The sequence below is a fragment of the Leifsonia sp. 115AMFTsu3.1 genome (assembly GCF_004362795.1).
GTDB lineage: Bacteria > Actinomycetota > Actinomycetes > Actinomycetales > Microbacteriaceae > Leifsonia.
In genome coordinates this window covers 338,197-362,582 of sequence record NZ_SNYB01000002.1, presented here as the reverse complement: position 1 = coordinate 362,582, position 24,386 = coordinate 338,197, and the positions used below count along the sequence as shown (strand labels likewise).

The window sequence follows — 24,386 nt, the reverse complement described above, 5'->3', positions numbered from 1 at the left end:
GTGCCTCCGTCCGGTGTCGGAGGCGGCGCATAGGATCGCATCTCGTGCGCCAGACGGATCAGGAACGGACGAGGCGGAGGCTGTCCGCCGCCGCGCTTGTGGTCGCCGCGTTGCTCCTGGCCGGATGCTCGGTCGTCGTGAGCGCCGCGGAGCCGGCGAGCACGGTCGCGACTCCGCCTGCGTCTTCGCCGGCGACCGTGCCAGCGTCGGCGGCACCGGCCGGCTCGATCGACGCCCGAACCCTGCTGGCCACGCTCCCGGTCAAGGGAAAGGCGCCGAAGACGGGCTACGACCGGGTCGGCGACTTCGGGCCGGCGTGGGATCTGCCCGGGCAGGCCTGCTCGACGCGGGACCTCATCCTCGCCCGCGACCTGACCGACATCGTCCGGGACGGCCCCTGCAAGGTCACCTCCGGCACCCTCCACGACCCGTACACCGGGAAGACGATCAGCTTCCGCCGCGGCGTCGCGACCTCGGCCGAGGTGCAGATCGACCACCGCGTCCCGCTCGCGAACGCCTGGCAGACCGGCGCGCAGCAGCTCACGTTCGAGCAACGCCGGCAGTTCGCGAACGACCCGCTGAACCTCGTCGCCGTCGACGGCCCGACGAACGCGAAGAAATCCGACGGGGATGCCGCCACCTGGCTGCCGCCGGTGAAGCCGTACCGATGCGAGTACGTGGCGGCGCAGGTCGCCGTCAAGGCGCGGTACCACCTGTGGGTCGCGCCCGCCGAGCACGACGCGATCGACCGCATCCTGGCGGGATGCGCGCCCGTGATGGTGCCTCAGCCCGGCGCCGCGACACCCACGGAGCGGTAGCCTGTCGCCATGGTGGATCCGGCCGACCTGCGCGTGGTGCTGATGGACAGCCAGACGGCCGCGACCCTGGCCCAGGTGCTGCCGCTCCTGCTGCTGACCCTGATGGTGGAACTGCGGCGCGTGGAGGTGCACCGCCGCGGCCACAACGTCCGGACGACCCGCGTGCTGCTCGGGCTGTTCTTCGTCGCGTTCGGGGTCGTCGAGACGGTGTTCGTCCTCTCGATCGACGGGGCGCTCATCCCCTTCACCTGGAGCGACCTCATCGCGGCACTCAGCATCTTCGCCCTGCTGGCGCTGCTCTTCGTCCTGTCCCTGCTCGACTCGCCGTCGCGCCGCAAGCACGACGAGGCGTGACGGGGGCGTCCGGCTCCGGGTCAGCGCAGCGTCACTGGCGTACGCGGTAGCGCAGGTGGAGCACGCCGTCCCCCTGGACGATCTCCTCCGGCCCCTCGAGGAGGTGCTGCGCTGCGACGGACCCGAAGAAGCGCTTCCCGGCGCCGAGCACGACAGGTGCCACATCCATCCGGACCTCGTCGATCAGACCCGCGGCGAGCGCCTGGCCGCCGACATCTCCCGCTGCGACCTCGACCACGCGGTCGCCCGCGAGCTCCTGAGCAGTGCGCATCGCGGCCTCGATGCCGTCGACGAACGTGAACGGAGCGTCGGGGAACCAGCCCTCCGGCCTGCCCCGGTGGGTCACGACGACGACGTGCTCGACGCCGCCCGGGGCGTCCCGTCCCACCCGTCGGTCATGTCGAAGACGTGGCGGCCGACGATCGTCACCCCGATCTCATCCCAGTAGGGCCGGACGTAGTCGTACGAGGCCTGCGACACCTTCAGCACGCCGCTGTCGTCCAGCGGCACGTCGCCGCCGAGCAGCCAGTCGAACAGCGGACCGGGCTGGTCGCCGTCGTCGGCGATGAAGCCGTCAACCGACACGGATGCGTACAGCACGGTCTTGCCCACGATGCCCCTCCTCTTTCGCTGCCCTTACGCTAGCGGTCGAGCAGATAAAGCACTGGTAGTGATGCTACCGGTAGTGTTACTATCAGCGCGTGCTGATCACCGAACTCGCCGAACGCTCCTCGACTCCCGCCGCCACGATCAAGTACTACGTGCGGGAAGGGCTGCTGCCCGCGGGCGAACGCGTGGGCGGCAACCGCACCATCTACAGCGAGGAGCACGAGCGTCGGCTGCGGCTGATCCGCGCCATGCTCGAGGTGGGCAAGCTGTCCATCGCCTCCGTCAAGACCATCCTGAACGCACTGGATGAGCCGGGCGCCCCCATCGCCCACACGTTCGACGTCGCCCAGCAGGCGCTCTCGCGCTCCGCCGTCTCGGACGTCGCCGAACCGACACCCGAGGCACTGGCGCGAGTGGATGCAGCGGCCGCCCGCGCTGGATGGACGGACTGCGACGACAACATCGGCCGCGAGATCGCCGCGCGCGTGATCGACGCGTTCGCCGGTTCGGGGTTCCCCCTCCCGGACGACTATCTCGACCGCTACGCCGCCGCCGCGCGCATCCACGCCGAAGCCGACCTGGGCGCGGTCGCCACCCTGCCCGACCCGTCGCGCATGACCGAGCTCATGGTGATCGGCACCGTGCTCGGCGACACCCTCTCGCTCGGACTGCGACGCATGGCTCAGGCCGTCGTCACCGAAGAAAGAAGAAGAAGCTCATGAAGACCGTCTTCGCCTGGCATCGTCCGTTGATGACGGTCGCCGCCCTGATGATCGTCAGCACGATCGTCTGCCTGGTCGGGCTGCTGGTCGACCCGCGTCAGATCACCGGGATGGAGGCGTGGGCCAAGCCGCTCAAGTTCTCCCTGTCCATCCTGCTGTACAGCGTGACCTGGGCGTGGCTCATCGCCCACCTGCCGAAATGGCACCGGATCGCCCACGCCGCGGGGACCGTCGTCGCCGTCGCCCTCATCGTCGAGCAGGTGCTGATCATCGGTGCCGCGGCCGCGGGGACGACCAGCCACTTCAACGTCTCGTCCCCGCTCGCGAGCGCGGTCTGGGGCGTCATGGCGATCTCGATCACCACGCTCTACGTGTGCACCTTCCTCACGACGATCGCCGTGTTCTTCCTGCGGCTGAGCACCCGGTCGACGACCCTCGCCGTGCGCGCGGGCGCCGTGATCGCGCTGGCCGGGATGGGGCTCGCCTACCTGATGACCGGGCCGACGGCGGCGCAGCTGGCCGACTTCCGCGGCATCGCCGGCGCCCACACGGTCGGTCTCGCCGACGGCGGACCGGGTCTCCCGGTGCTGGGGTGGAGCACCGTCGGCGGCGACCTCCGCATCCCGCACTTCATCGGGATGCACGCCCTGCAGCTGCTGCCGCTGCTCGCGGTGCTGCTCGGCTGGCTGGGCCGGCGCTGGCGCCCGCTGGCCGACGACCGGGTGCGCACGCGCCTCGTCGTCGTGGCGACCGCGGCCTACGGGGCCGTGCTCGCGCTCGTCACCGTGCAAGCGCTCGCGGGCCAGTCGATCGTCCGCCCCGACGGCGTCTTCCTCGCCGCCGGCTGGACGATCACCCTCGCGGCACTTCTGGCCGCCGCCGCCATCCTCACCTTCCGCCCGCGTCCCCTCCCGTCCCCCACCGTCGCCCCCGCCTAACCCCCACCGTCGAGTACGCACAAATTGCACGCTCCCGGCTCCGGGGACGTGCAATTTGTGCGTACTCGACGGGGGGCGGGACGGGTCAGCGAGCGGCGGGGTCGCGGTCGTCGACGTTCGCGGGGGCGGCGGCGTCGAGCTCGTCGGGGAGCTCGAGCGGGCGGCGCGTGTAGTAGCCGCGCGCCTTGCGGTAGAAGAGCGCGATCGGCACGACGCCGAGGACGATCAGCCCGAGCCCGAGGATGTTGACGACGATCGCGTCGTCCTGGAAGTTCTGCATGATCCCCATCACGAACATCACCCCCATGAACACCGCACCGGCCGCCGGCCAGAGCCCGATGAGGAGGAAGTTCTTCACCGACTTCAGCAGCACCTTCCGGTAGGCGACCACCACGGCCACCCCGGCGAGCGTGTAGTAGAACGCGATCTGGATGCCGATGGACAGGATGGCGTTGTTCATGATCTCGCCGACATTGCCGACGAAGTTCGATCCGACGAACAGCACGATCGACACTCCGACGACGACGAGCGTCGCGAAGGCCGGCGTGCGCCACTTCGGGTGGATGCGGCCGAAGACCTTCGGGATGGTGTTGTCGCGTCCCATCGAGAACAGCGTCCGGGTGACCTGGATGAGCGTGGTCTCCAGCGTCGCGATGGTCGACAGCGCGACGGCGATCACCAGCACCTTTCCGCCGATGCCGGGCCACACGGCGTCGCCGAGCACGGACAGCACGTTGGCGCTGTGCTCCTCGATCGTCTTCTGCGGCAGGATCACCAGCGTCGCGATCGTGAAGATCTCGAACAGCAGGAAGACGATGATGACGCCGATGATGCCCGCCGACCCGGCGTTCTTGTGGCCGTCCTTCGTCTCCTCGTTGAGGTTGGCGGACACATCCCAGCCCCAGAAGTAGAACGCCGCGACCAGCGCGGCCGACACGAAGACGCCCTGGCCGGTGAGGTGCTGGAAGCCCAGCCAATCCCACGAGAACGACGGCCCGGCGTGGGCGGACGTCGCCGCCCGCACGATCATCAGCACGGCGAAGAGCACGAGGATGCCGACCTCGATGACCGACATGATCCACTGCGCCCGCGCGGTGACGTGCACGCCGAACAGCACGCACGCCGCCATGACGAGGAACCAGAGCGCGCCGACACCGGTGATGAGCGGAACGTTCTCGGCCTGCTCCGGAGCGAACAGCGTGACCGTCATGGCCCCGGCGGGCAGGGCGCCTGCGACCATGAAGATCGTCGCCGAGATGACCAGCGCCCAGCCCGAGAGGAAGCCGAGGATGGGGTGGAGCGCCCGCGCGACCCACGAGTAGGCGGCGCCGGCGTTCACGTCGAGCCGTCCGAGGTACAGGAACGCCCAGGCGATGCCGAGCATCGGGATGCCGCACCACAGGAGCGCGGCGGGCGCGCCGAGCGCGGCTGCTCCCACGAGCGTCGCGGTGGTGGCCGCGATCGAGTAGGCGGGTGCGCTGCCCGCGACGGCCATCACGATGGACCCGGCGGCGCTCACGCCATCGGCCGCTAGGCCGTGGTGGTCTCCCCGGTGCTGGTCGGCGCCGCCTTCGTGCGAGGCATCCGGCCGGGAACTGGTCTGCGTCATTGCTCTCCCTGGCTTCGAGGGTCGCGGGTCGACGGGCGGGGGCGCGACGTCGGTGTGCGACAGGGGGACGTTAGCAACATCCGGCCCGAAGGACAAGCGAATGACGACGGATTCGGTTGCCGATTTGCTGATTGCGCCCTGAAAACGTTGTGAATATCCATATCCGCAACGGAACGGGTTGCCACGCATGCCGGACGCCACGCTCCACCCCCGAGCGGGTCGCTTGATCGGGGACGACCGGGATGCCTAGGGTTGCGCATGCCCGACGACGAGGAGACCGCCGCCCCGCCTGCCCGACGCATCTCGCGGCGAGCCCTCATCGGCGGGGTCGCCGGCGGCATCCTCGGCGCGGCGGCCGTCGCGGGCGGTGCGTATGTCGTGCCGCGGATCTTCCGCGGAGCGGAGGACGGCCTCCTGGTCGACCGCCTCACCGACCGGAAGGGCTTCACCGTCGCCCACCGCGGCGGCTCCCTCGACTGGCCGGAGATGTCGATGGAGGCGTACCGGAACTCGGTGGCGGCCGGAGTCAACGCCCTGGAGATCTCGCTGGCCCGCACGTCGGACGGCGTCTGGTTCGGGCTGCACGACGAGACGCTCGACCGCACCTCCGGCACCTCGGGATTCGTCGCGGCGGAGCACACCTGGAAGGAGGTCCGGCAGCACCGCATCTCGGCCGCCGAGACGAACGATCCACGCCAGCCTGCCCAGCCGTATCTCCGATTCGAGGAGCTCATCGCCGCTTACGCCGCGACGCACACGATCTTCGTCGACCCGAAGGTGGTCCCCGTCGAGCACTTCGGCGAGCTGTTCGCGCTCATGGCGACGGTCGACCACCCGACCAACACGTTCGTCGCCAAGGGCTACTGCACCGCACGCGAGTGGCCCGTGGATGCGCGCGGCCGCGGTTTCCGCACCTGGGGGTATTACTACGGGGCGGAACTCGCCTCCGACCCGCAGCTGTTCGCCTCCACCGCCGAGCGCTGGAGCTGGCTCGGGCTCGACTACAACGGCGGCGAGGATGCCTGGCGGACCTTCATCGGGAGCGGCAAGCCGGTGCTCGCGCACATCGTCCCGTCGCGTGCGGCCGCCGACAAAGCTCTCGGGTTGGGCGCCGGCGGGATGGTCGTCTCCGGCGTGCGCGAGGTCCTGCGCAGCTGAGTCGTTCCGTCAGGCCGGCTTGCGCGACGCGGTGACCGTGAACTTCGGGTTGCGGGCGATCTGCCGCGTCGGGCCGACCGCACGCTCGATCGCCGCGCGGTAGCCGAGGTGCGAGTTCCACACCGTCCATAACTCCCCGCCCGGGGACAGCACCCGGCCGGCGTCGGCGAAGAGCCGCTGCGCGATCCCCGTGTGGACGGCTCCCCCGATGTGGAACGGCGGATTCAGCACCACGAGGTCCGCGGACGCGTCGGGCTGCGACGACAGCCCGTCATCCCGGACGACGGTGACCCGCTCCGCGACGCCGTTGGCCGTCGCGGTCGCAGCGGCCGACGCGACCGCGGCCGCCGACTGGTCGGTGGCGATGACGCGGAGGCCGGGACGCGCCACGGCGAGCGCCGACGCGATCACGCCCGTCCCGCAGCCGAGGTCGATCGCCGTGCGCGCCTCCGGGACGGCCGCATCGAGAACGCCGAGCAGGAAGCGCGTTCCGATGTCGATGGACGTCCCCGCGAACGCCGCGCCGTGCGCGCACACCCACAGCCCGGTGGCGGTGTCGCGGGCGCGCTCCGGCCAGCGGTCGAGCACGGTGGCGGCGGCGGGATGGGGGGCGCGCACGGTCAGCACGCGCGCCTTCTGCCGTGCGAGGGACGCCTCCACCGAGCCGAAGACCTCGCCGACCACGTCGTTCATCGCCGTCGTCATGTGCTTCAGCATCCCGCCCGCGTAGACGACGACATCGGCCCTCGCGTGCTCCGCGATCAGTGTCGCGATCTCCTGCAGGGCGTCCAGGCTGCGGGGCAGTCGGAGCAGGACGGTGCGCGCACCGCGCACGAGCGTCTCGTCGAGCGGCCGGTGCTCGTACGTGCCGGTGAGTCCCAGCTCGGCGGCGTTCGCGTCGAGGGCGCGCTCGCCGGTCAGGGCGTCCTGGTGCACGCGGATGTCGCGCGCACCACGGGCGGCGGCCGCGAGGGTCAGCGCTCCGTAGCCGTCGCCGATCACCACCAGACCCGGTTGCTGCAGCGCATCGCCGGCGATGTCGGCCAGGAGGCGGTCGGCGGCGTCCGCGGCGAACAGGTTCGGCGCCTCGACGTCCGGACGCCGCCGGAGGCGGTCGTATGGGAAGTCGGAGGCTGCGGAGGTCACGCCCTCCAGTCAATCAGAGGCGACCGGAGGGGGTGACATCCGCAGGGATGCGGTGGCCGGGAGCTCAGGAGGCCCGCGCGGCCTCCTCCTCCAGTTCCTCCTTCTCCGAGAAGTCCATCATCGGAGGCTTGCGACGGAACCCGCGGGTCAACACGGCGAGATAGACGACGCCGACGAGCATCCACGAGAGCCCGACGATGAACGTGGTGGCCGTGAGCGACGTCCACAGCCAGACGGTGAGGACGAAACCGATCGCGGGCAGCACGCCGTAGCGCACCCACTCCCCGGCCGAGGGCGCGGTGCGGCCGCCCTTCGGGAAGAGGTGGTGCTTGATCACCGAGAGGTTGACCATCGAGAAGGCCGCCAGCGCACCGAACGAGATCATCGTCGCGGCTTGATCGAGCGTCAGCACGAGGGCCAGCAGCGACACGACGGAGACCGCGAGCGCCGCCACCCACGGGGTGCGGAACCGTGAATGGAGGGTGCCGAAGATGCGCGGGAGCACGCCATCCCGGCCCATCGAGTAGATGATGCGCGAGACGCTGACCTGGGTCGTCATCCCCGATCCGAACGCGCCGACCACATAGACGGCGACGAAGAACGACGTCAGGAACGTGCCGCCCACCTTGGCCATCAGGTCGACGCCGGCCGAGTCGACCTGGGCGAAGTCGCGCCAGTCCGGGTACACCAGGGCGCCGAGCCAGGAGACGACGATGAAGATCGCGCCGCCGATGAGAGTGGTCAGAAGGATGGCGCGCGGGATGTCGCGCTTCGGGTTCTTCGCCTCCTCCGACAGGGTCGAGACCGCGTCGAAGCCGAGGAACGACAGGGCGAGCACGGCGGCGCCCGCGAAGATCGGCCCCAGGCCGCCCTTCCCGGGCAGGAACGGCTCGATCAGGCTCGGCGTCTCGGACGACGGGTTGGTGAGCAGCTCCTTGATGGCGAGCACCGCGAACACGACGACGAGAAGCACCGACAGGGCCACGATCGCCACGTTGAGCCGGTTGACCAGGGTGATTCCGAGCACGTTGAAGAGCAGCACGAGCAGCAGCGACGCCAGGGCGAACACCCAGCCCGGGATGTCCGGGAACTGGGTGTTGAGGTACAGCCCGATCAGCAGGAAGTTGATCATCGGCAGGAAGAGGTAGTCGAGCATCAGCGTCCACCCGGTCAGGAAGCCGATGTGGCCGCCGAATGTCTGCTGGGTGTACGTGTACGCCGAACCGGACACCGGGAACGCACGCGCCATCGCGCCGTAGCTGAGTGCCGTGAACAGCATCGCGACCAGCGCGACGACGTAGGCGGACGGCAGGTGGTTGTCGGTCGACTGGGTCACGATGCCGTAGGTCGTGAAGACGGTGACAGGGGCGAGGTAGGTGAGGCCGAACAGCACGAGGGCTGTCGGGCCGAGCGCCCTCTTGAGCCGCGGCTGCGGCGGCAGGTCGGTCGTGGTCATGTGGTGCTGCCTCTCTGGGATGGAGTGGTGCAATCGGGGGTGGGTATCAGCTCCGTACGGTGGTCGCGCGGCGGACGCCGGCGACCCAGGTTCCGAGTACGCGGACGGATCGCAGGTCGTGCGGGTCCACGTGGCGCGGGTCGGTGTCGAGCCAGACCAGGTCCGGGGACGACCCCGGACGCAGCTCGCTGCGCGCACGCTGCGCGAAGGCCTGGCGGGCGACGCCGGAGGAGTAGGCCTCCAGCGCGTCGGTGAGCGGGATGCGCTCGGCAGGGGTCCATCCGGCCTCCGGAACCCGCTGCTCGGTCTGGCGGGTCACCGCCGTCGCGACGCCGGGGCGCCAGTCGGCGCTGCTGACCGGCCAGTCGCTCCCGAAGGAGACGCTCGCCGACTCGAGCAGGGTGCGGATGGGGTACTGCAGTCGTTCGCGCTCGGGGCCGAGGCGCGGGATGGTCAGGTCGAGCATCATCGGATCGAGCTGCGCCCAGAGCGGCTCGAAGTTGGCGATGACGCCGAGGCGCTCGAAGCGGGGCAGGTCGACCGGGTCGACGACCTGGACGTGCGCGATCACCGGACGGCGGTCGCGCGCGCCGTTGGTGCTCTCGACCGCCTCGAAGACGTCGAGGGCGGTGCGCGTCGCGGCGTCGCCGATCGCGTGCAGGTGCAGCTGGAAGCCGAGCTTGTCGAAGGTGACGGCCGCCGCGGTGAGCTCGGCCGCATCCCAGTTGGGGAGTCCGCGGTCGCCCGGGGTATCGGTGTAGTCGGCGAGCATGGCCGCCGTGTGGTTCTCGATGACGCCGTCCACGAACACTTTCACGGTGGCTGCGGTCAGCAGCGGATCGCCGAGCTCCTCGACGCGGCGGCGCGACTCGACGAACTCGGGTACCTGGTCGCGCCAGCGCACGGGGTCGGCGCGGAGGGCCAGATTCACCCGCGTCGACAGCAGACCTCGCGTGGACGCCTCGAGGTACGCCTCCACCTCGGCCGGCTCGACCCAGGCATCCTGCACCCACGCGATCCCGAGCTCCGCGTACTCGGCGGTCGCCAGTCGCAGGGCCTCGACACGCTCGTCGTGCGTCCGCCCGGGCTCGGCCGGGATCAGGAGGTCGACCGCTCCGGGCTCCTGCAGGATGCCGAGCGGAGATCCATCGGACCGGCGCGGGATGCGGCCCAGCGCCGGCTCGGGCGTGCTCGCGTCGATCCCGGCCCGCCGAAGCGCCTCCGAGTTCACCCACACCGTGTGGTAGTCCCACGCCCGCAGCACGACCGGGCGGTCGGGGATGGCGGCGTCCAGCCAGCGCGCGTCGAACATCCCGTCGGGCGCCAGGGTCGCGTCGTAGCTTCCGCCGTAGATCCACTCCTGCTCGGGATGCGCGTCCGCCCACGCTTTGACGCACGCGACGATCTCCTCGACCGATGTGCAGCTCCGCACCTGGGGGCCGAGCTTCTCCAGCCCACCTTGCAGGGGATGCGCGTGACCGTCGCCGAAGGCGGGAGCGAGCACACCGCCGAGCAGGTCGACCGTCTCGTCCGCCGTGGCGCTCAGGCCGCGGGCCTCCGCGTCGATGGCGATGATCCGACCGTCCTCCACCGCGACCGTGGCGTGCTCGACGGCGTCGGAGCGATAGCTGCTCAGGATGGTGCCACCGGTGAAGACGGTCGTGCTCATACAGCCTCCGTGTTACAGAAAAATGAACGGCGTTCTTTTATTTCGTCAGATACTAGGGTGTGATCGAGCCGGAGGGGAAGAGCATGGCCGAGATCGATCGCCCGGCGCGTCGGGTGGGGCGCCCGAAGACGACGGTGCTGACCCGCGATCTCATCGCCGAGGCCGCCCTCCGCCTGCTCGACGAATCGGGCGCTGAGGGCTTCACGATGGCGCGGCTCGCGCAGGCCCTCCGCGTGCGGCCCAGCGCCCTGTACAACCACGTCGACGGTAAGGAGGACGTCATCGCCGGCGTCCGGGAGCTCATCTCCGACCGCATCGACGTCAGCGCGTTCGCGACCCTGCCGTGGGATGCCGCGATGCTCGACTGGGCGCACTCGTATCGCCTCGCCTTCGCGACGCATCCCCCGACGATCGCCCTCCTCGCCACCCTGCCGCTGACCGGCGCGCTGCGCACGATGCACATGTACGACACGGTCGTCCAGGCGATGGTGCGCGCCGGGTGGCCGGAACCCGAGGTGCTGCCGACGATCGTCGCGGTCGAATCGTTCATCCTGGGCTCGGCGCTCGACGCGATCGCACCCGCCGACATGTTCGACCCGTCCGGAGCGGAGGACCAGGTTCCGTCGTTCGGCTCGGCCTACGCGGCGCGCGACCGGGCGCTCGGCGCGACGGCGCCCGCGGACGCGGCGTTCGAGATCGGGCTCACCGCCCTGCTCGACGGCCTGCGTGTGCGCTACGAACGCGTGCGCATGCCGGTGGGATGACGCGGGGCTAGATCCAGCCCTTCCGCTTGAAGACGACGTACAGGCCGACGCCCATCCCGAGCATCAGCAGGAGCGCGAACGGGTAGCCGAAGGCCCAGTGCAGTTCCGGCATGACGCGGAAGTTCATGCCGTAGATCGTGCCGACGAGGGTCGGGGCGAACAGGATCGCCGCCCAGCCGGAGATCTTCTTCACCTCGTCGTTCTGCTGTCGGCCCACGAGCGCCGTGTGCACGGTGAGCGCGTTCTGCAGGATCTGACGGAAGCCGTCCGCGCGTTCGGTGACGCGGATCACGTGGTCCTCGACGTCGCGGAACCTATCCCGCAGGCCCTCGTCCGCCTCGTGGGCGATCAGGCCCTCGCGCAGGCTGCGCAGCACATCCTTCAGCGGGTCGACCGCGCGCTGGAAATGCATCACCTCGGTCGACAGCTCGTAGATGCGCCGTGTCACACCGCGGTCGCCCGAGAACAGCTGGTCCTCGATCTCGTCGATGTCGTCCTCGAGGCCCGCGACGACGGGCGCGTACTCGTCCACGATCTCGTCGAGGATGCCGTACAGCGCCGCGATCGGACCGTGCGCCAGCAGCGCGGCGTCCCCCTCGAGCCGTTTGCGTACCCGCGCCAGATCGGGGGTCTCAAAGTGCCGGACGGTGATGACGAAGTCGTCGCCGAGGAAGACGTGCACCTCGCCGAACTCGACCTTCTCCGTCTCGTCCACGTAGCTCGCCGGCCGCAGGACGACGAAGAGCATGTCGCTGTACTTCTCGATCTTGGCGCGCTGGTGACCGGAGAGGGCGTCCTCGACGGCGAGCGCCGGCAGGTCGAACTCCTTCGCCACGGCGGACAGCTCGCTTTCGCTGGGCCGGTACAGCCCGATCCAGGCGAAGCCTCCGCGGTCGCGCACCGTCTCGCTGGTCTCCTCGAGCGACGGCGGTTCGGTGCGGACGCCGTCCACGTACACGGCGTTGTCGACGATCATCGCGCCTCCTTCTTGAGCAACCGTACGCCCGACGCAGGCTCCTCCCGGACCACGGACACGGGCGCACCTAGACTGACAAGGATGTCCGCGCTCGCCTGGCTCGCCGCCGCCCTCGTCGTGGTGGGCGCGTACCCGACGTACCGGTTCGCCCGCCGGGCCTGGCGGTTCCGTGCGACCGCGACGGTCATCGCGGTGATCGCCGGGCAGCTCGTCGGACTCGCCCTCGTCGTGCTCGGCGTCGTACTGCTGCCCCGCCCGGATCTGACCGGTGCCGGCTGGTTCGCCGTGCTGCTCGCCGCGACCGTGCTGCCGCTGGCGATCGGGGATGTGCTGCAGTCGGCCGGGCAGCGGGGTGCGCGCATCGCTGTCGCCGCGGTCGCAGCCGTACTGACGGTCGGAGTGGTCGGTGTCACCGTGCAGCCGGCGTTGGCCCGGCCCATCGTCGCCGGCCGCAGCATCCCCGTCACGGCGAAGACCCTCGCCGAGGGCTACCAGCTGGCGGTGCGCATCCCGGCCACCCGCTCCGGCTTCGAGGCGCGGGCCGCGCACCTGTTCGTGCCGCCCGGGTGGCTGCGCGACCCGTCGGGCACGCGTCCGGTCGTCGAGATGATGATGGGGCAGCCCGGCAACCCGACGCTCGGAGCCACTCTCGACGCCCTGCACAGCCTCGGGCAGCAGCGGCTCGACCAGGCGCCGTTCGTGCTCGTCGTCGACCAGCTCGGCGCCGTCGACAAGAACCCGCCGTGCGCCGACACCTCCGCGGGCAAGCTCGACACGTACCTGTCGCAGGATGTCCCCGCGTGGATCGACGCGAACCTCCCCGCGTCGCCGGACCGCGCCGACCGCGTGATCGCCGGCTTCTCGCACGGCGGCGAGTGCGCTGCGTACCTGGGCGCGAAGTACCCGGACACGTGGGGTGCGGTCATCGACGTCTCCGGGCCCGACAAGCCGGGCGAGTACCGGCCGACCGTCACCCGCGACCGCTACTTCGGCGGCGACCAGGTGGCGTACGAGAAGACCTGGCCGGCGAACGTCCTCGCCGCCAACGACTACCCCCGGCCGACGGTCGGGATCTTCGTGGCCGGCGCGGAGGACCGGCACTTCCGCCAGCAGGTCGAAGACACCGCGACCGCCGCCGAGAACGCCGGCTGGAAGGTCACCTACTGGGCCGTGCCCGGCGAAGGCCACTCCGGTCCGACCCTCGTGAAAGGCCTGGCCACCGGCTACAACCAGCTGATCGGATCGTGGGTGAAGACCGGCGCGACAGGCCAGGGAGACCGGTTCCTGTGTGCCGCGGACCAGACCGGCCGGGCGTGCGGCCTGACGCAGGCGGCGGCGGTCGGCGGGACGGTCGCGATGGTCGACCTGTCGGTGCTCGCGGTGTTCCTGATCATCACGCTCGGCCTGTTCTTCGCCCGCCGCGGTGTGACGCTGCGCCGGCCGCGCGCGTCGCTCGACGACTGAGCCCACCCCCTCACGATTTGCGCCAAATCTCGGTTATCCGTCGCTCATAACGGAGATTTGGCGCAAATCTCGTCCTACGCGGCGACGGCCTCCCGCGACGCGACGAACGCATCCACGCAGCGGCGGATCTCCTCCTCCGTGTGCGCGGCCGACAGCTGCACGCGGATGCGCGCGCGGCCCTTCGGCACCACGGGGTAGGAGAACGCCGTCACGTAGACGCCCTGGCGCTGCATCTCGTCGGCCATGCGCGCGGTGAGCGCGGCATCCCCGAACATGACAGGGACGATGGGATGCGCCCCAGGCAGCAGTTCGAATCCCGCCTCGGTCATCAGCCGCCGGAACAGTTCCGCGTTGGTGACGAGCTGCGCCCGCAGATGGTCGGACTGCTCCAGCAGGTCGAGCGCAGCGAGGGTTCCCGCGACGATCGACGGCGCGAGGGTGTTCGAGAACAGGTACGGCCGCGAGCACTGCCGCAGCAGGTCGACGATCTCGCGGCGGCTCGAGACGTAGCCGCCGGACGCGCCGCCGAGCGCCTTGCCGAAGGTGCCCGTGTAGATGTCGACGCGGTCGGACACCCCGCAGAACTCGGGCGTGCCGCGGCCGTGCTTCCCGACGAAACCGACCGCGTGCGAGTCGTCGACGAAGACCAGGGCTCCGAACTCGTCCGCCAGGTCGCAGATCTCCGCGAGCGGGGCGATGTATCCGTCCATTGAGAAGACGCCGTCGGTGACGATGACGATGAAGCGCGCTCCTGCGTCACGCGCCGCCTCCAGTTGCGCCCGCAGGTCGGCCAGGTCGCGGTTCTTGTAGCGGTACCGCTGGGCCTTCGACAGGCGGATGCCGTCGATGATGGATGCGTGGTTCAGCTCGTCGGAGACGATGGCGTCCTCCGGGCCGAACAGCGTCTCGAACACGCCGCCGTTGGCGTCGAAGCAGGAGGAGAACAGGATGGTCGCCTCCGTGCCGAGGAACCGCGACACCCGCCGCTCCAGCTCGAGGTGCTGCTCCTGGGTGCCGCAGATGAAGCGCACGCTCGCCATCCCGTAGCCCCAGTCGTCGAGCGCTGTCTTGGCGGCGTCCCGGAGGGCCGGATGATCGGCGAGTCCGAGGTAGTTGTTGGCGCAGAAGTTGAGCACCTCCTGGCCGTCGGCGGTGATCAGCGCCGACTGGGGGCCGTGGATGCTGCGCTCGCGCTTGGTGAGGCCGGCCTCCTCGATCTCCTGCAGCTGTGTCGCGATGTGCTCCCGGAAGCTCCCGTACATATTCAGACCTCCGTCCAGTCGAGGATGACCTTGCCCCCGCCTGCGGACGCGGCGGCGGCGAACCCCTTCTCCCAGTCGCGGGCGGGGAAGCGGTCGGAGACGATCGATGCGATCGCGTCGTGCAGCTCGACAGAGGTCTGCAGCATCGCGCCCATGGCGTTCCAGGTCTCGAACATCTCGCGGCCGTAGATGCCCTTGAGGGTCAGCATGTGGGTGACCACGATGCCCCAGTCGACGGCGATCTGTTTCGACGGCAGCCCGAGCATGGCGATGCGGCCGCCGTGGTTCATGTTCTCGATCATCGACGGCAGCGCAGTGGGGGCGCCGCTCATCTCGAAGCCGACGTCGAAGCCCTCGCGCATGCCGAGCGCCTTCTGGGCCTCATGGATGTCGTGCTGCGACACGTCCACGGTGAAGTCGGCGCCCATCCCGCGCGCGAGTTCGAGCCGCTGTGCGCTGATGTCGGTGCCGACGATGAAGCGGGCGCCGACGTGGCGGGCGACCGCGATGGCCATCAGGCCGATGGGACCGCATCCCGTGACCAGGACGTCCTCGCCGACGACCGGGAAGGCGAGCGCGGTGTGGACGGCGTTGCCGAGCGGGTCGAACAGGGCGCCGACCTCCGGCTCGATGGCGCTGTGGTGCACCCAGACGTTCGTCGCGGGGAGGACGAGCTGCTCGGCGAAGGCGCCGTCGCGCTGCACCCCGACACCCTGGGTACGGATGCACATCTGGCGGCGGCCGGCTCGGCAGTTGCGGCAGGTGCCGCAGACGATGTGCCCTTCGCCGGACACCAGGTCGCCGACCTCGACATCGCGGACCAGCGGTCCGACCTCGACGACCTCGCCGAAGAACTCGTGGCCGGGGATGAGCGGGGCCTTCACGGCCGACGCCGCCCAATCGTCCCAGCGCTGGATGTGCAGGTCGGTGCCGCAGATGCCGGTGCGCAGAACGCGGATCCGGACATCTTCCGGACCCATCTCGGGCTCGGGGACATCCACCAGTTCGAGGCCGGGCCCGGCCTCGCTCTTGAACAGGGCTCTCATCGTCGCTTCCTCGTGGGAGTCGGTGTGCTTCATCGCTCGGCCGCCGGTGCGCCTTGTGGGCGCGGGCGGCCGAGCAAAAGCCTAGTCCTCGCAGCATCGGGTGAGTCGTCGATGACGACGATGGCGCCGACCACCTCGAGTTGTCACTGCATCAGGAACTTCTCCGCCGCGCCGATGGTCGTCCGGTTGGCGATGAGCGCGCCCGTACCCGCGTTGTCGGCACTCACGTACTTTCCGTTGGCGACCGCCAGCAGGCTGATCGTGCCGTCCCTGTTGGGGACGACCGTGAACTTCTCCCAGGGACCGATCGCGGTGCGATTCGCGATGAGCGCGCTGGCGCCCTCATCTTCTGCGACGACGTACTTGCCGTTGGCGCCGGCGCGGAGGCTGACGGTTCCGTCGCCGTTGTTGAGCACGGTGAACTGCTCCCACAGCCCGGCCTGCGACCGGTTCGCCATCAGCGGCCGCTCGCCCTCGTCTTCCGCCGTCACGTACAGTCCGTTGACCTGCGCGACCAGCTGGACATCGCCGACCACCGCCGCGGGCAGCACTGTCACGGCCTGCGAGCGGGCCGACAGCACCCGGTAGCCACCCTGGGACGCCTCCCAATAGGCGCTCACTTCCACGGTGTAGTCGATGTAGCCGACTCGGAGATCGAGGGGCGTGACGACGTGCTTCAGCGTCGCGACGAACTGCTCCCCGGGCTGAAGCGGGTCTTCTCGGACGCCCCACGGAGAGCCGGGGTCGTCGGCTCTGTTCCAGCGCGTGCCGTTGAGCGCGACACTTCCGGTGTTGGCGATCGTCGTGCGGATGGCGACGGCGTCGCCCACGCGCGCCGGGTTCGAGGTGGTCCATCCGGGATCCACCAGCTCTGCTCGTGCGGTCACATGCCCGACCTCCTGCGCCTGCGCGCTGACCCGGCTGGACGGGTCGACGGCTGATGCTGCTGCCGGCTCGGCCGGCATGACCAAGCCGGCCCCGGTGATGGCCATGATCGCCGCCGCCGCGATCGTTCGGTACTGACGAGAGACATTTCGCACTCTGGGCTCCAATGTGAGGTGGTAGAGCCCAGCCTGTCATGGACCTCCGACGTTCGACCAGGAGCATATTGTCGAGATCCGCTGTCGACACGACGGCGAGACCTTTAGAGTTCAGCCATGAAGCGCGCGCTGATCGTGATCGACCTGCAGAACGAGTACGTGACCGGGAACCTGAAGATCTGCTACCCGGATCTGATGGAGTCCATCCCCAACATCGAGGTCGCGTGGGACGCGGCCGACGACCACGGCGTGCCGGTCGTCGTGGTGCAGCACATCGAGGACGAGGGGTCGCCGGTCTTCGCGCGCGGCTCGGACGGCGCCGCGCTGCACGAGACGATCATCGACCGCACGCCCGCGCACGTGGTGACCAAGGGGAGCGTCTCGGCGTTCCCCGGCACCGATCTCGAGAGCTGGCTGCGGGCCAACGACGTCGACACGGTCACCATCGCCGGTTACATGACGCAGCACTGCTGCGCGGGGACGGCTCGGGATGCGTCCGAGCTCGGGTTCACCGTCGAGTTCCTGTCGGATGCCACGGGCACGCTCGACCTCGTCAACGAGGCAGGCGCGATCTCGGCGGACGCCCTCCACCGCAGCGTGCTGGTGACGATGCAGTCGGAGTTCGCCGCCGTCGCGACGACGGAGGAGTGGACGCTCGCGGTCGAGGCCGGTGACACGCTGCCGGTGTCGAACCTGTGGGACAGCACCGGCCACGCACGGCTCCCGGAGAAGCACGCCGAACTGCACAAGCTCATGCGCGAGGTGCGGGCCGGGATCGACGACGACATCGCCGCGACCGAGGCGCACAACATCCAGAACACCCTCTACGTCGGCCAGGGCGTCTCGTCGCTCTGACCCGGCGCCGAAGCGCACGTTGTGGCGGCTATTTCGGGGATTTAGCGGCCACGACGTGCACTTCGACGGAAGATGGAGGGAGGGCGGAGGGCGTCAGCGCTCGAGGGGGCGCCAGACGACGAGCTGGTTGCTGCGGCGCACGCGGGTGCCTGCGCGCATCGAGACGACCTCGCCCTCCGAGCCCGCCGCGAACACGCGGCGGCCGGGACGGTTCAGGAGCTCGTCCGCGAGGGCGCTCTCCAGCTCCCGGACGCGGCCGCGGAGTTCGCCCACCTGATCCTCCAGTTCGAGGATGCGGCGGATGCCCTCCAGGCTCACGCCCTCCGAGCCGAGGCGGGCGATCTCCTGCAGCTTCTCGATGTCGCGCATCGAATAGCGGCGCGACTTTCCGGCCGTGCGGCTGGGGCTGACGAGTCCGAGCCGGTCGTACTGGCGGAGCGTCTGCGGGTGCATGCCCGCGAGCTCCGCCGCGATCGAGATCACGAAGACCTGGCTGTGCTCGTCCATCGTCAGCTCCGGGCCTTGGCCAGGATGTCGTCGCGCGGGTTCTCGTCGGGAAGCTTCGCGGCGAACGCCTCGAGCGCCTCCTTGGCGTCGGCGGACAGGTGCGACGGGACGGCGACCTGGACCACGGCGAGCAGGTCGCCGGTGCCCTTGCTGGTCTCGACGCCGCGGCCCTTCACGCGCAGCACGCGGCCGCTCGGTGTTCCTGGGGCGACGCGCAGCTTGACGGGGTCGCCGCCGAGCGTCGGCACCTCGATGGTCGCGCCGAGCGCGGCCTCCGCGAAGGTGACCGGGACGTTGACGCGGAGGTTCAGGCCGTCGCGCTCGAAGACGGGGTGCTTGCGCACAGAGACGGTGAGCACGATGTCGCCCGCCTCCCCGCCGTCCGGGCTCGGCTGGCCCTTGCCGCGCAGCTTGATCTTCTGTCCGTCCGCGACGCCGGCGGGGATCTTGACCTTGATGGGCTTGCCGTCGGACGCCTGCAGGGTGATGGTCTCGCCGCGGGTCGCGGTCACGAAGTCGATGGTGGTGTGTGCGGTCACGTCACGGCCGCGCGTCGGGCCGCCGTAGCCGCGGAACCCGCCGGTCGTCGTGCCGAACCGGCCGTTGCCGAAGAGCCCGCCGAAGACGTCGTCGAAGTCGCCGCCGCCCTGCTGGAAGGTGTAGCGCTGGCCGCCCGCTCCGCCCTGGCCGAACATCCCGCCGAAGACGTCGTCGAAGCCGCCCTGGGCGCCGGATCCCGGAGCCGTGAACCGGGCACCGGTCCCCATGGCGCGGATCTGGTCGTACTCCTTGCGCTCTTCCGGATCGCTGAGCACCGAGTAGGCCTCGCTGATCTCCTTGAACTTCGCCTCCGCGGCGGCATCGCCGGGGTTGGAGTCGGGGTGGTACTTGCGGGCGAGCTTGCGGTAGGTCTTCTTGAGGTCCGCCTCGCTGACGTCCTTGGAGACGCCAAGGACCTTGTAGAAGTCCTTGTCGAACCAGTCTTGGCTAGCCACGGGCGCCTCCTCTCAAGTCGTTGTCGGTGTTCGTGGATGAAGTCTGCATGAAAAATCCTGCGCGCACAGGCCGAGCGGAGCGGCGGGAACCGTTCCCCGCCGCTCCGCCATGCCGTGCGCCGTGTCGCCGGGTCAGGCCGGCACCGCGACGACGACCTTCGCCACCCGGACGGTGGTGGAGCCCAGCCGGTAGCCGGTCTCGACCACCTCGGCGACGGTGTCCGCCGTCACGCCGGGGGTGGGCTGCTGGAAGATCGCCTCGTGGATCTGCGGGTCGAAGGGCTCGCCCTTCTCGCCGTACGGGGTGAGGCCGAGACGCTCGACCGCGGTCCGGAGCTTGGCGGCGATGGTGAAGAACGCGCTGCCCTCCCCCAGATCGCCGTGCTTCTCCGCGCGCTCGAGGTCGTCGAGCACGGGGATGAGCCCCTTCACCGCATCGCCGACCGCACGCTCGCGCTCGATCTCACGGTTGGCCTCGGTGCGCTTGCGGTAGTTCGCGTACTCCGCGGTCACCCGCTGGAGGTCGGCGAGACGCTCGGCCGCGAGCTGCTCGGCGGTCGTCTGGCCGGACAGGATGTCGAGGTCGTCATCGCTCAGGATGGGACCCTCCTCCTGGTTCTCGGCCGGTCCGACGTCGACGAGCTCCTCGTGCGCGAGGTCGTGCTCGCCGGCGTCGTCCGCCTTCTGCTCACCCTCGGGCTGCCGGACCTTCCCGGTCTCGGGGTCGATCCTCCGCTTGTCGCGGATGATCGGCTCCTCGTGTTCTGGCTCCGGGGAGCCGCCGTTCTGGTCCGACATGATTACTTCTTCTCCTCGTCCTCGACGACCTCGGCGTCGATGACGTCCTCATCGTCGGAGGAGGACTCGCCGGCCTGCTGGCCGTCGCCCGCCTCACCGGCCGGGGTCTCGGTCGGCTGTGCCGAGGAGTAGATCGCCTCGCCGAGCTTCTGCTGGCTGGAGCTGAGCTTCTCGTACGCGGTCTTCACCGCCTCGTCGTCGTCGCCGGCGAGGGCGGTCTTGAGGCCGTCCACGTCGCCCTGGACCTCGTTCTTGACGTCCTCGGGGAGCTTGTCCTCGTTGTCCTTGATCAGCTTCTCGATCGAGTAGACGAGCTGCTCGGCCTGGTTGCGGGTCTCGGCGGACTCGCGGCGCTTCTTGTCCTCGGCCGCGTGCTCCTCGGCCTCGCGCACCATGCGGTCGATGTCCTCCTTCGGCAGGCTGGACCCGCCGGTGATGGTCATCGACTGCTCCTTGCCGGTGCCCTTGTCCTTGGCGGACACGTGCACGATGCCGTTGGCGTCGATGTCGAAGGTGACCTCGATCTGCGGGATGCCGCGGGGGGCCGGGGCGATGCCGGTCAGCTCGAAGGTGCCGAGCGGCTTGTTGTCGCGGGTGAACTCGCGCTCGCCCTGGAAGACCTGGATCGCGACGGACGGCTGGTTGTCGTCGGCCGTGGTGAAGGTCTCGCTGCGCTTGGTCGGGATGGCCGTGTTGCGCTCGATGAGCTTGGTCATGATCCCGCCCTTGGTCTCGATGCCGAGGGACAGCGGGGTGACGTCGATGAGGAGGACGTCCTTGCGCTCGCCCTTCAGGACACCGGCCTGGAGTGCGGCGCCGACGGCGACGACCTCGTCCGGGTTCACGCCCTTGTTGGGCTCCTTGCCGGTCTCCTGCTTCACGAGCTCGGAGACGGCGGGCATACGGGTCGATCCACCGACGAGCACGACGTGCGCGATGTCGGAGACCTTGATGCCGGCCTCACGGATGACGTCCTGGAACGGCTTCTTGGTGCGGTCGAGGAGGTCGCTGGTCATCTGCTCGAACTGGGCGCGGGTGAGCGTCTCGTCGAGGTTGGCCGGGCCGTTCTCGGTGAGCGACAGGTAAGGCAGCTGGATGCTGGTCGACATGCTCGACGACAGCTCCTTCTTGGCCTGCTCCGCCGCCTCCTTCAGGCGCTGCAGCGCGATCTTGTCCTTGGAGACGTCGACGCCGGTGGAGTCCTTGAAGCGCTTGATCAGCCACTCCACGATCCGCTGGTCCCAGTCGTCGCCGCCGAGGCGGTTGTCACCCGCGGTCGCACGCACCTGGATGGTCGAGAAGTCGTCGTCCTTGCCCACCTCGAGCAGGGAGACGTCGAAGGTGCCGCCACCGAGGTCGAAGACGAGGATGAGCTCGTCCTCCTTGCCCTTGTCGAGGCCGTACGCGAGCGCGGCAGCGGTGGGCTCGTTGATGATGCGGAGCACGTTGAGGCCCGCGATCTCACCGGCCTCCTTGGTGGCCTGACGCTCGGCGTCGTTGAAGTACGCCGGGACGGTGATGACCGCGTCGGTCACCGTGTCGCCGAGGTACTGCTCGGCGTCGCGCTTCAGCTTCTGCAGGATGCGGGCCGAGATCTCCTGCGGCGTGTACTTCTTGCCATCGATCTCCTGGGTCCAGTTCGTGCCCATGTGGCGCTTGACGGACGAGATGGTGCGGTCGACGTTGGTCACCGCCTGGCGCTTGGCGGTCTCGCCGACGAGGACCTCGCCGTCCTTGGTGAAGGCGACCACCGACGGGGTGGTGCGGAAACCTTCCGCGTTCGCGATGACCGTGGGCTCGCCGCCCTCGAGCACCGCGACGACGGAGTTGGTGGTTCCGAGGTCGATTCCTACTGCACGTGACATGTGTGCTTCTCTCCTTTGTTGCTGGCTTGTGGCCGTGAAAGTCTGTGGTCAAGACTTGAGCCTCGACGGCTCAAGACTGTCATCCACAAGGGATGGTGTCAAGACGTCAAGCCCAAAACTTGAGTACACCAGACTCAACTTTGGAGAGGGGATACGTATTCCCCGTCAGTGCCGCGATTTCCAGTATCCGCAGAACACGATGTCGGCCTTCGCCGAGCCGGTGGAGAGCCAGTGCCTGCGCATCCCGACCGCCAGCTCCGACTCGCCTACAGCCCAGCCGTACGAGCGCACCGCGGGGACGGCGAGCGATCGCGCGGCATCGGCGGCGAGCGCGCCCGGAACGCCACCGCGCTCGCCCCGGACAGCCCAGCGCACATCCATCCCGGCCGGCGCGATGAGCTCCTGCACGTCGTCCGGGTTCGGCACCTCGATGACCGCGGTGCCCTCCAGCCCCGGCGAGACGCTGGAGCGCTCGGCGAGAGAGGCCAGGATTCCGGCCACAGCGGGAAGCCCGGTCTCGTCGGCGACGATCCGCAGGTGCGCGATCTCCGCGGCCGGAGCGAAGGTGCGGCCCTCGTCGATGATGGCGACCGCGTCGCCGCGCGCGCATCCCTCCGCCCAGGATGCGGCCGGACCGCTGGAGCCGTCGGCCGCCCGATGCAGGACGAAGTCCACGTCGAGCTCCGGGCCTTCGGGACCGTCCGGCCGGAAGGCCCGGACGGTGTAGTTGCGCAGCACCGGGCGCACGGCCTTCGAGATGGCGAGGTAGCGGGCGTAGGCCAGGGTGTCGAGCTTCGTGGGCAGCCGGTCGAGGGTCGAGTCGTCGCCCACCGGGATGAACAGCCGGAACCACTGGTCGTATCCCAGCGGCACGAACCGCTCGATGTCCCCGCCGCCGAGCGTCACGCGGACGAACCCGGACGAGATCCGTTCGCGGCGCAGAACGTGCAGGACGAGCAACTCGGAGCGCTCCGGCTTCACGCGCGTCGCCTGCATGTTGGTTCGTGCCATCGGAGCTCCCGTCGCCAGATTAGGTAAGCCTTACCTTATCTGGCACGGTGATCACGATCCACTCGTGTGCACGATCCAACGGTCGAACAGCGCGAGTTCCGCGGCATCGGGAGCCTCGAACCTCTGGAGCGACTCGTCGAGCACCTCTCGCGTGATCGGAACCTCTCCGTGACCCGGACGCTCGTTGCGCCCTTCGAGTCGTCGCCACAGCTCCTCGACGGGGATGTCGAAGACGTGCAGCTCGGTGATCGCCCCGAAACCCCGCGCGACCCGCCGGAGCTCGTCTCGCTCCGCCCGCGTCCACGACCCGTCCTCGAGGATCACGCTCTGCCCGTGTTCGAGCAGCTCCCGCCACAGCCGGTCGAGCCGCGCCTGCACCCGGTCGCGCAGCGGGTCGAAGTAGTCGAGTCCCAGGTCGGCCATCCACTCGTCGGTGCTGAAACGGATAGGGCTGAAACGGATGGGGCTGAAACGGATGGGGCTGAACCCGATGGCGCCGGTCTCGCGCGCCCGCTCGCGCGCCGCCGTCGTCTTGCCCGCGCCCGGCAGCCCGCAATACAGGATGAGGACCGGCCGGGCCGTCGCATCCACGGTTTCCTCCCCGACCACCGCTTCGTCCCCGACCACTACGGCTGGACGCGCGAGACCGTCCACGCGCCGCCGTCGACCCGCAGGTAGCGCAGCCGACGATGCAGGCGGTCCGGGCTGCCGTGCCAGAACTCGATGAGGTCGGGCACCACGCGGTACGCGTACCAGTTCTCCGGCCGACCGATAGGACCCTCCGCGGCCAGGATGTCGCGGGCGGCGGCGCGCAGCAGGTCGAGGTCGTCGAGGGGCGCGTCCTGCTCGCTCACCATCGTCGCGGCCTGCGCCTCACGCGTCCTGCGCGCGAACAGGTCGTCGGACTCGTCGTCGCCGAGCCGCTCCACCCGGCCGGTCACCCGCACCTGCTGCAGGAGCTCTCGCCAGTAGAGCACGACGGCGGCGCGCGGATCGGCCGCGAGCTGCCGTCCCTTCCGGCTGTCCGACGACGTGCCGAACTCGACGCCGTCGGCCGTGAGGCGCCTCAGAGCGACGGTGCGCGCATCCGGCGCGCCGTCCTCGTCGGTGGTCGCGAGCGTCGCCGCGAGCGCCTCGCGCACTCCGCGCTCCTTCGCCCGGCGGACCCACTCCTCGAGAAGTCCGCCCGGCTCCGCAGGCGGGTCGTCGAACTCCGGCAGGAACAAGTCGGCGTCTCCGGTGAGCGTGTGGGCCATAGCGTCACCATAGGCCCGGCACCGCGCGGCCCGGTGCGATTCACACCGGCCGCACAAGCACCGTCGAT

23 protein-coding genes and 1 pseudogene are annotated in these 24,386 nt (G+C 69.8%); 8 read left to right on the top strand and 16 right to left on the bottom strand.

The genetic code is table 11. From position 1 onward, the window contains the following. The first annotated feature begins 44 nt into the window (after positions 1 to 44). Both AXZ95_RS12725 and AXZ95_RS12720 read left to right on the top strand, forming a co-directional pair. Positions 45 to 818 carry an HNH endonuclease family protein gene (locus AXZ95_RS12725; RefSeq protein WP_231374499.1) on the top strand — a complete coding sequence of 258 codons (774 nt, stop codon included), beginning with the start codon at positions 45 to 47 and terminating at the stop codon, positions 816 to 818. 9 nt (positions 819 to 827) lie between these two features. Continuing rightward, positions 828 to 1,172, top strand: a complete 345-nt coding sequence (locus AXZ95_RS12720) for a hypothetical protein (RefSeq protein WP_018192434.1) — start codon at positions 828 to 830, stop codon at positions 1,170 to 1,172. A 31-nt stretch (positions 1,173 to 1,203) separates the two neighbouring features. On the opposite strand, the pseudogene AXZ95_RS12715 reads toward AXZ95_RS12720, so the two are convergent. After that, positions 1,204 to 1,784, bottom strand: a pseudogene (locus AXZ95_RS12715) (dihydrofolate reductase family protein). A gap of 89 nt (positions 1,785 to 1,873) precedes the next feature. Between AXZ95_RS12715 and AXZ95_RS12710 the strand changes: the two are divergent. Together AXZ95_RS12710 and AXZ95_RS12705 are read left to right on the top strand one after the other, a co-directional pair. Continuing rightward, positions 1,874 to 2,503, top strand: a complete 630-nt coding sequence (locus tag AXZ95_RS12710) for a MerR family transcriptional regulator (RefSeq protein WP_018192435.1) — start codon at positions 1,874 to 1,876, stop codon at positions 2,501 to 2,503. Further along, positions 2,500 to 3,441 carry a hypothetical protein gene (locus AXZ95_RS12705; protein ID WP_018192436.1) on the top strand — a complete coding sequence of 314 codons (942 nt, stop codon included), beginning with the start codon at positions 2,500 to 2,502 and terminating at the stop codon, positions 3,439 to 3,441. The genes AXZ95_RS12710 and AXZ95_RS12705 overlap by 4 nt, the downstream gene beginning before the upstream one ends. 85 nt (positions 3,442 to 3,526) lie before the next feature. Here the strand turns inward: AXZ95_RS12705 and AXZ95_RS12700 are convergent, their stop codons facing one another. Continuing rightward, positions 3,527 to 5,050 (bottom strand): APC family permease, encoded by a 1,524-nt coding sequence (locus tag AXZ95_RS12700; RefSeq protein ID WP_018192437.1) that lies wholly within the window; start codon positions 5,048 to 5,050, stop codon positions 3,527 to 3,529. A gap of 258 nt (positions 5,051 to 5,308) precedes the next feature. Here AXZ95_RS12700 and AXZ95_RS12695 point away from each other — a divergent pair, with 258 nt between their 5' ends. Next, positions 5,309 to 6,208, top strand: coding sequence for a glycerophosphodiester phosphodiesterase family protein (locus AXZ95_RS12695; RefSeq protein ID WP_026307313.1), 900 nt, complete (start codon positions 5,309 to 5,311; stop codon positions 6,206 to 6,208). 9 nt (positions 6,209 to 6,217) lie between these two features. Here the strand turns inward: AXZ95_RS12695 and AXZ95_RS12690 are convergent, their stop codons facing one another. From AXZ95_RS12690 to AXZ95_RS12680, 3 genes are all read right to left on the bottom strand, one after another. Then, positions 6,218 to 7,354, bottom strand: coding sequence for a methyltransferase (locus AXZ95_RS12690; RefSeq protein WP_018192438.1), 1,137 nt, complete (start codon positions 7,352 to 7,354; stop codon positions 6,218 to 6,220). Between the two features lie 64 nt (positions 7,355 to 7,418). After that, positions 7,419 to 8,810 (bottom strand): APC family permease, encoded by a 1,392-nt coding sequence (locus AXZ95_RS12685; protein ID WP_018192439.1) that lies wholly within the window; start codon positions 8,808 to 8,810, stop codon positions 7,419 to 7,421. A 46-nt stretch (positions 8,811 to 8,856) separates the two neighbouring features. Then, positions 8,857 to 10,479, bottom strand: coding sequence for an amidohydrolase (locus AXZ95_RS12680; RefSeq protein WP_018192440.1), 1,623 nt, complete (start codon positions 10,477 to 10,479; stop codon positions 8,857 to 8,859). 83 nt (positions 10,480 to 10,562) lie between these two features. On the opposite strand from AXZ95_RS12680, the gene AXZ95_RS12675 reads away from it, so the two are divergent. Further along, a complete protein-coding gene (locus AXZ95_RS12675; protein WP_043742622.1) occupies positions 10,563 to 11,243 on the top strand; it encodes a TetR/AcrR family transcriptional regulator C-terminal domain-containing protein in 681 nt (226 codons plus the stop codon). A 7-nt stretch (positions 11,244 to 11,250) separates the two neighbouring features. On the opposite strand, the gene corA is transcribed toward AXZ95_RS12675, so the two are convergent. Further along, positions 11,251 to 12,219 (bottom strand): magnesium/cobalt transporter CorA, encoded by a 969-nt coding sequence (gene corA / locus AXZ95_RS12670; RefSeq protein ID WP_018192442.1) that lies wholly within the window; start codon positions 12,217 to 12,219, stop codon positions 11,251 to 11,253. 81 nt (positions 12,220 to 12,300) lie between these two features. On the opposite strand from corA, the gene AXZ95_RS12665 reads away from it, so the two are divergent. Beyond that, the gene (locus AXZ95_RS12665; protein WP_018192443.1) at positions 12,301 to 13,683 is read left to right on the top strand and encodes an alpha/beta hydrolase-fold protein; all 1,383 of its coding nucleotides are present in this window, start codon (positions 12,301 to 12,303) and stop codon (positions 13,681 to 13,683) included. 74 nt (positions 13,684 to 13,757) lie between these two features. Here AXZ95_RS12665 and AXZ95_RS12660 read toward each other — a convergent pair whose 3' ends face one another. From AXZ95_RS12660 to AXZ95_RS12650, 3 genes are all read right to left on the bottom strand, one after another. Then, positions 13,758 to 14,945: a glycine C-acetyltransferase gene (locus AXZ95_RS12660; RefSeq protein WP_018192444.1), complete on the bottom strand. Its 1,188-nt coding sequence runs from the start codon at positions 14,943 to 14,945 to the stop codon at positions 13,758 to 13,760. A 2-nt stretch (positions 14,946 to 14,947) separates the two neighbouring features. Beyond that, complete coding sequence (gene tdh / locus AXZ95_RS12655; protein WP_026307314.1) at positions 14,948 to 15,991, bottom strand: L-threonine 3-dehydrogenase; 1,044 nt, start codon at positions 15,989 to 15,991, stop codon at positions 14,948 to 14,950. A 143-nt stretch (positions 15,992 to 16,134) separates the two neighbouring features. Continuing rightward, positions 16,135 to 17,031: a hypothetical protein gene (locus AXZ95_RS12650; RefSeq protein ID WP_018192446.1), complete on the bottom strand. Its 897-nt coding sequence runs from the start codon at positions 17,029 to 17,031 to the stop codon at positions 16,135 to 16,137. Positions 17,032 to 17,148: 117 nt separating this feature from the next. Between AXZ95_RS12650 and AXZ95_RS12645 the strand changes: the two genes are divergently transcribed. Next, a complete protein-coding gene (locus AXZ95_RS12645) occupies positions 17,149 to 17,886 on the top strand; it encodes a cysteine hydrolase family protein (RefSeq protein ID WP_018192447.1) in 738 nt (245 codons plus the stop codon). Positions 17,887 to 17,979: 93 nt separating this feature from the next. On the opposite strand, the gene AXZ95_RS12640 is transcribed toward AXZ95_RS12645, so the two are convergent. From AXZ95_RS12640 to AXZ95_RS12610, 7 genes are all read right to left on the bottom strand, one after another. Continuing rightward, on the bottom strand, positions 17,980 to 18,393 hold the full coding sequence (locus tag AXZ95_RS12640; protein WP_018192448.1) for a MerR family transcriptional regulator: 414 nt from the start codon (positions 18,391 to 18,393) through the stop codon (positions 17,980 to 17,982). 2 nt (positions 18,394 to 18,395) lie between these two features. Continuing rightward, positions 18,396 to 19,388 carry a DnaJ C-terminal domain-containing protein gene (locus AXZ95_RS12635; protein ID WP_018192449.1) on the bottom strand — a complete coding sequence of 331 codons (993 nt, stop codon included), beginning with the start codon at positions 19,386 to 19,388 and terminating at the stop codon, positions 18,396 to 18,398. Positions 19,389 to 19,520: 132 nt separating this feature from the next. Beyond that, positions 19,521 to 20,186 carry a nucleotide exchange factor GrpE gene (locus AXZ95_RS12630; protein ID WP_018192450.1) on the bottom strand — a complete coding sequence of 222 codons (666 nt, stop codon included), beginning with the start codon at positions 20,184 to 20,186 and terminating at the stop codon, positions 19,521 to 19,523. A gap of 2 nt (positions 20,187 to 20,188) precedes the next feature. Further along, complete coding sequence (dnaK, locus tag AXZ95_RS12625; RefSeq protein WP_018192451.1) at positions 20,189 to 22,051, bottom strand: molecular chaperone DnaK; 1,863 nt, start codon at positions 22,049 to 22,051, stop codon at positions 20,189 to 20,191. Positions 22,052 to 22,216: 165 nt separating this feature from the next. Then, positions 22,217 to 23,062, bottom strand: a complete 846-nt coding sequence (locus tag AXZ95_RS12620; protein WP_026307315.1) for a siderophore-interacting protein — start codon at positions 23,060 to 23,062, stop codon at positions 22,217 to 22,219. A 51-nt stretch (positions 23,063 to 23,113) separates the two neighbouring features. Next, entirely contained in the window at positions 23,114 to 23,653 is a 540-nt protein-coding gene (locus AXZ95_RS12615; RefSeq protein ID WP_043742624.1) for an ATP-binding protein, read from the bottom strand. 35 nt (positions 23,654 to 23,688) lie between these two features. Continuing rightward, positions 23,689 to 24,318: a pyridoxal 5'-phosphate synthase gene (locus tag AXZ95_RS12610; RefSeq protein WP_018192454.1), complete on the bottom strand. Its 630-nt coding sequence runs from the start codon at positions 24,316 to 24,318 to the stop codon at positions 23,689 to 23,691. Positions 24,319 to 24,386 lie beyond the last annotated feature (68 nt).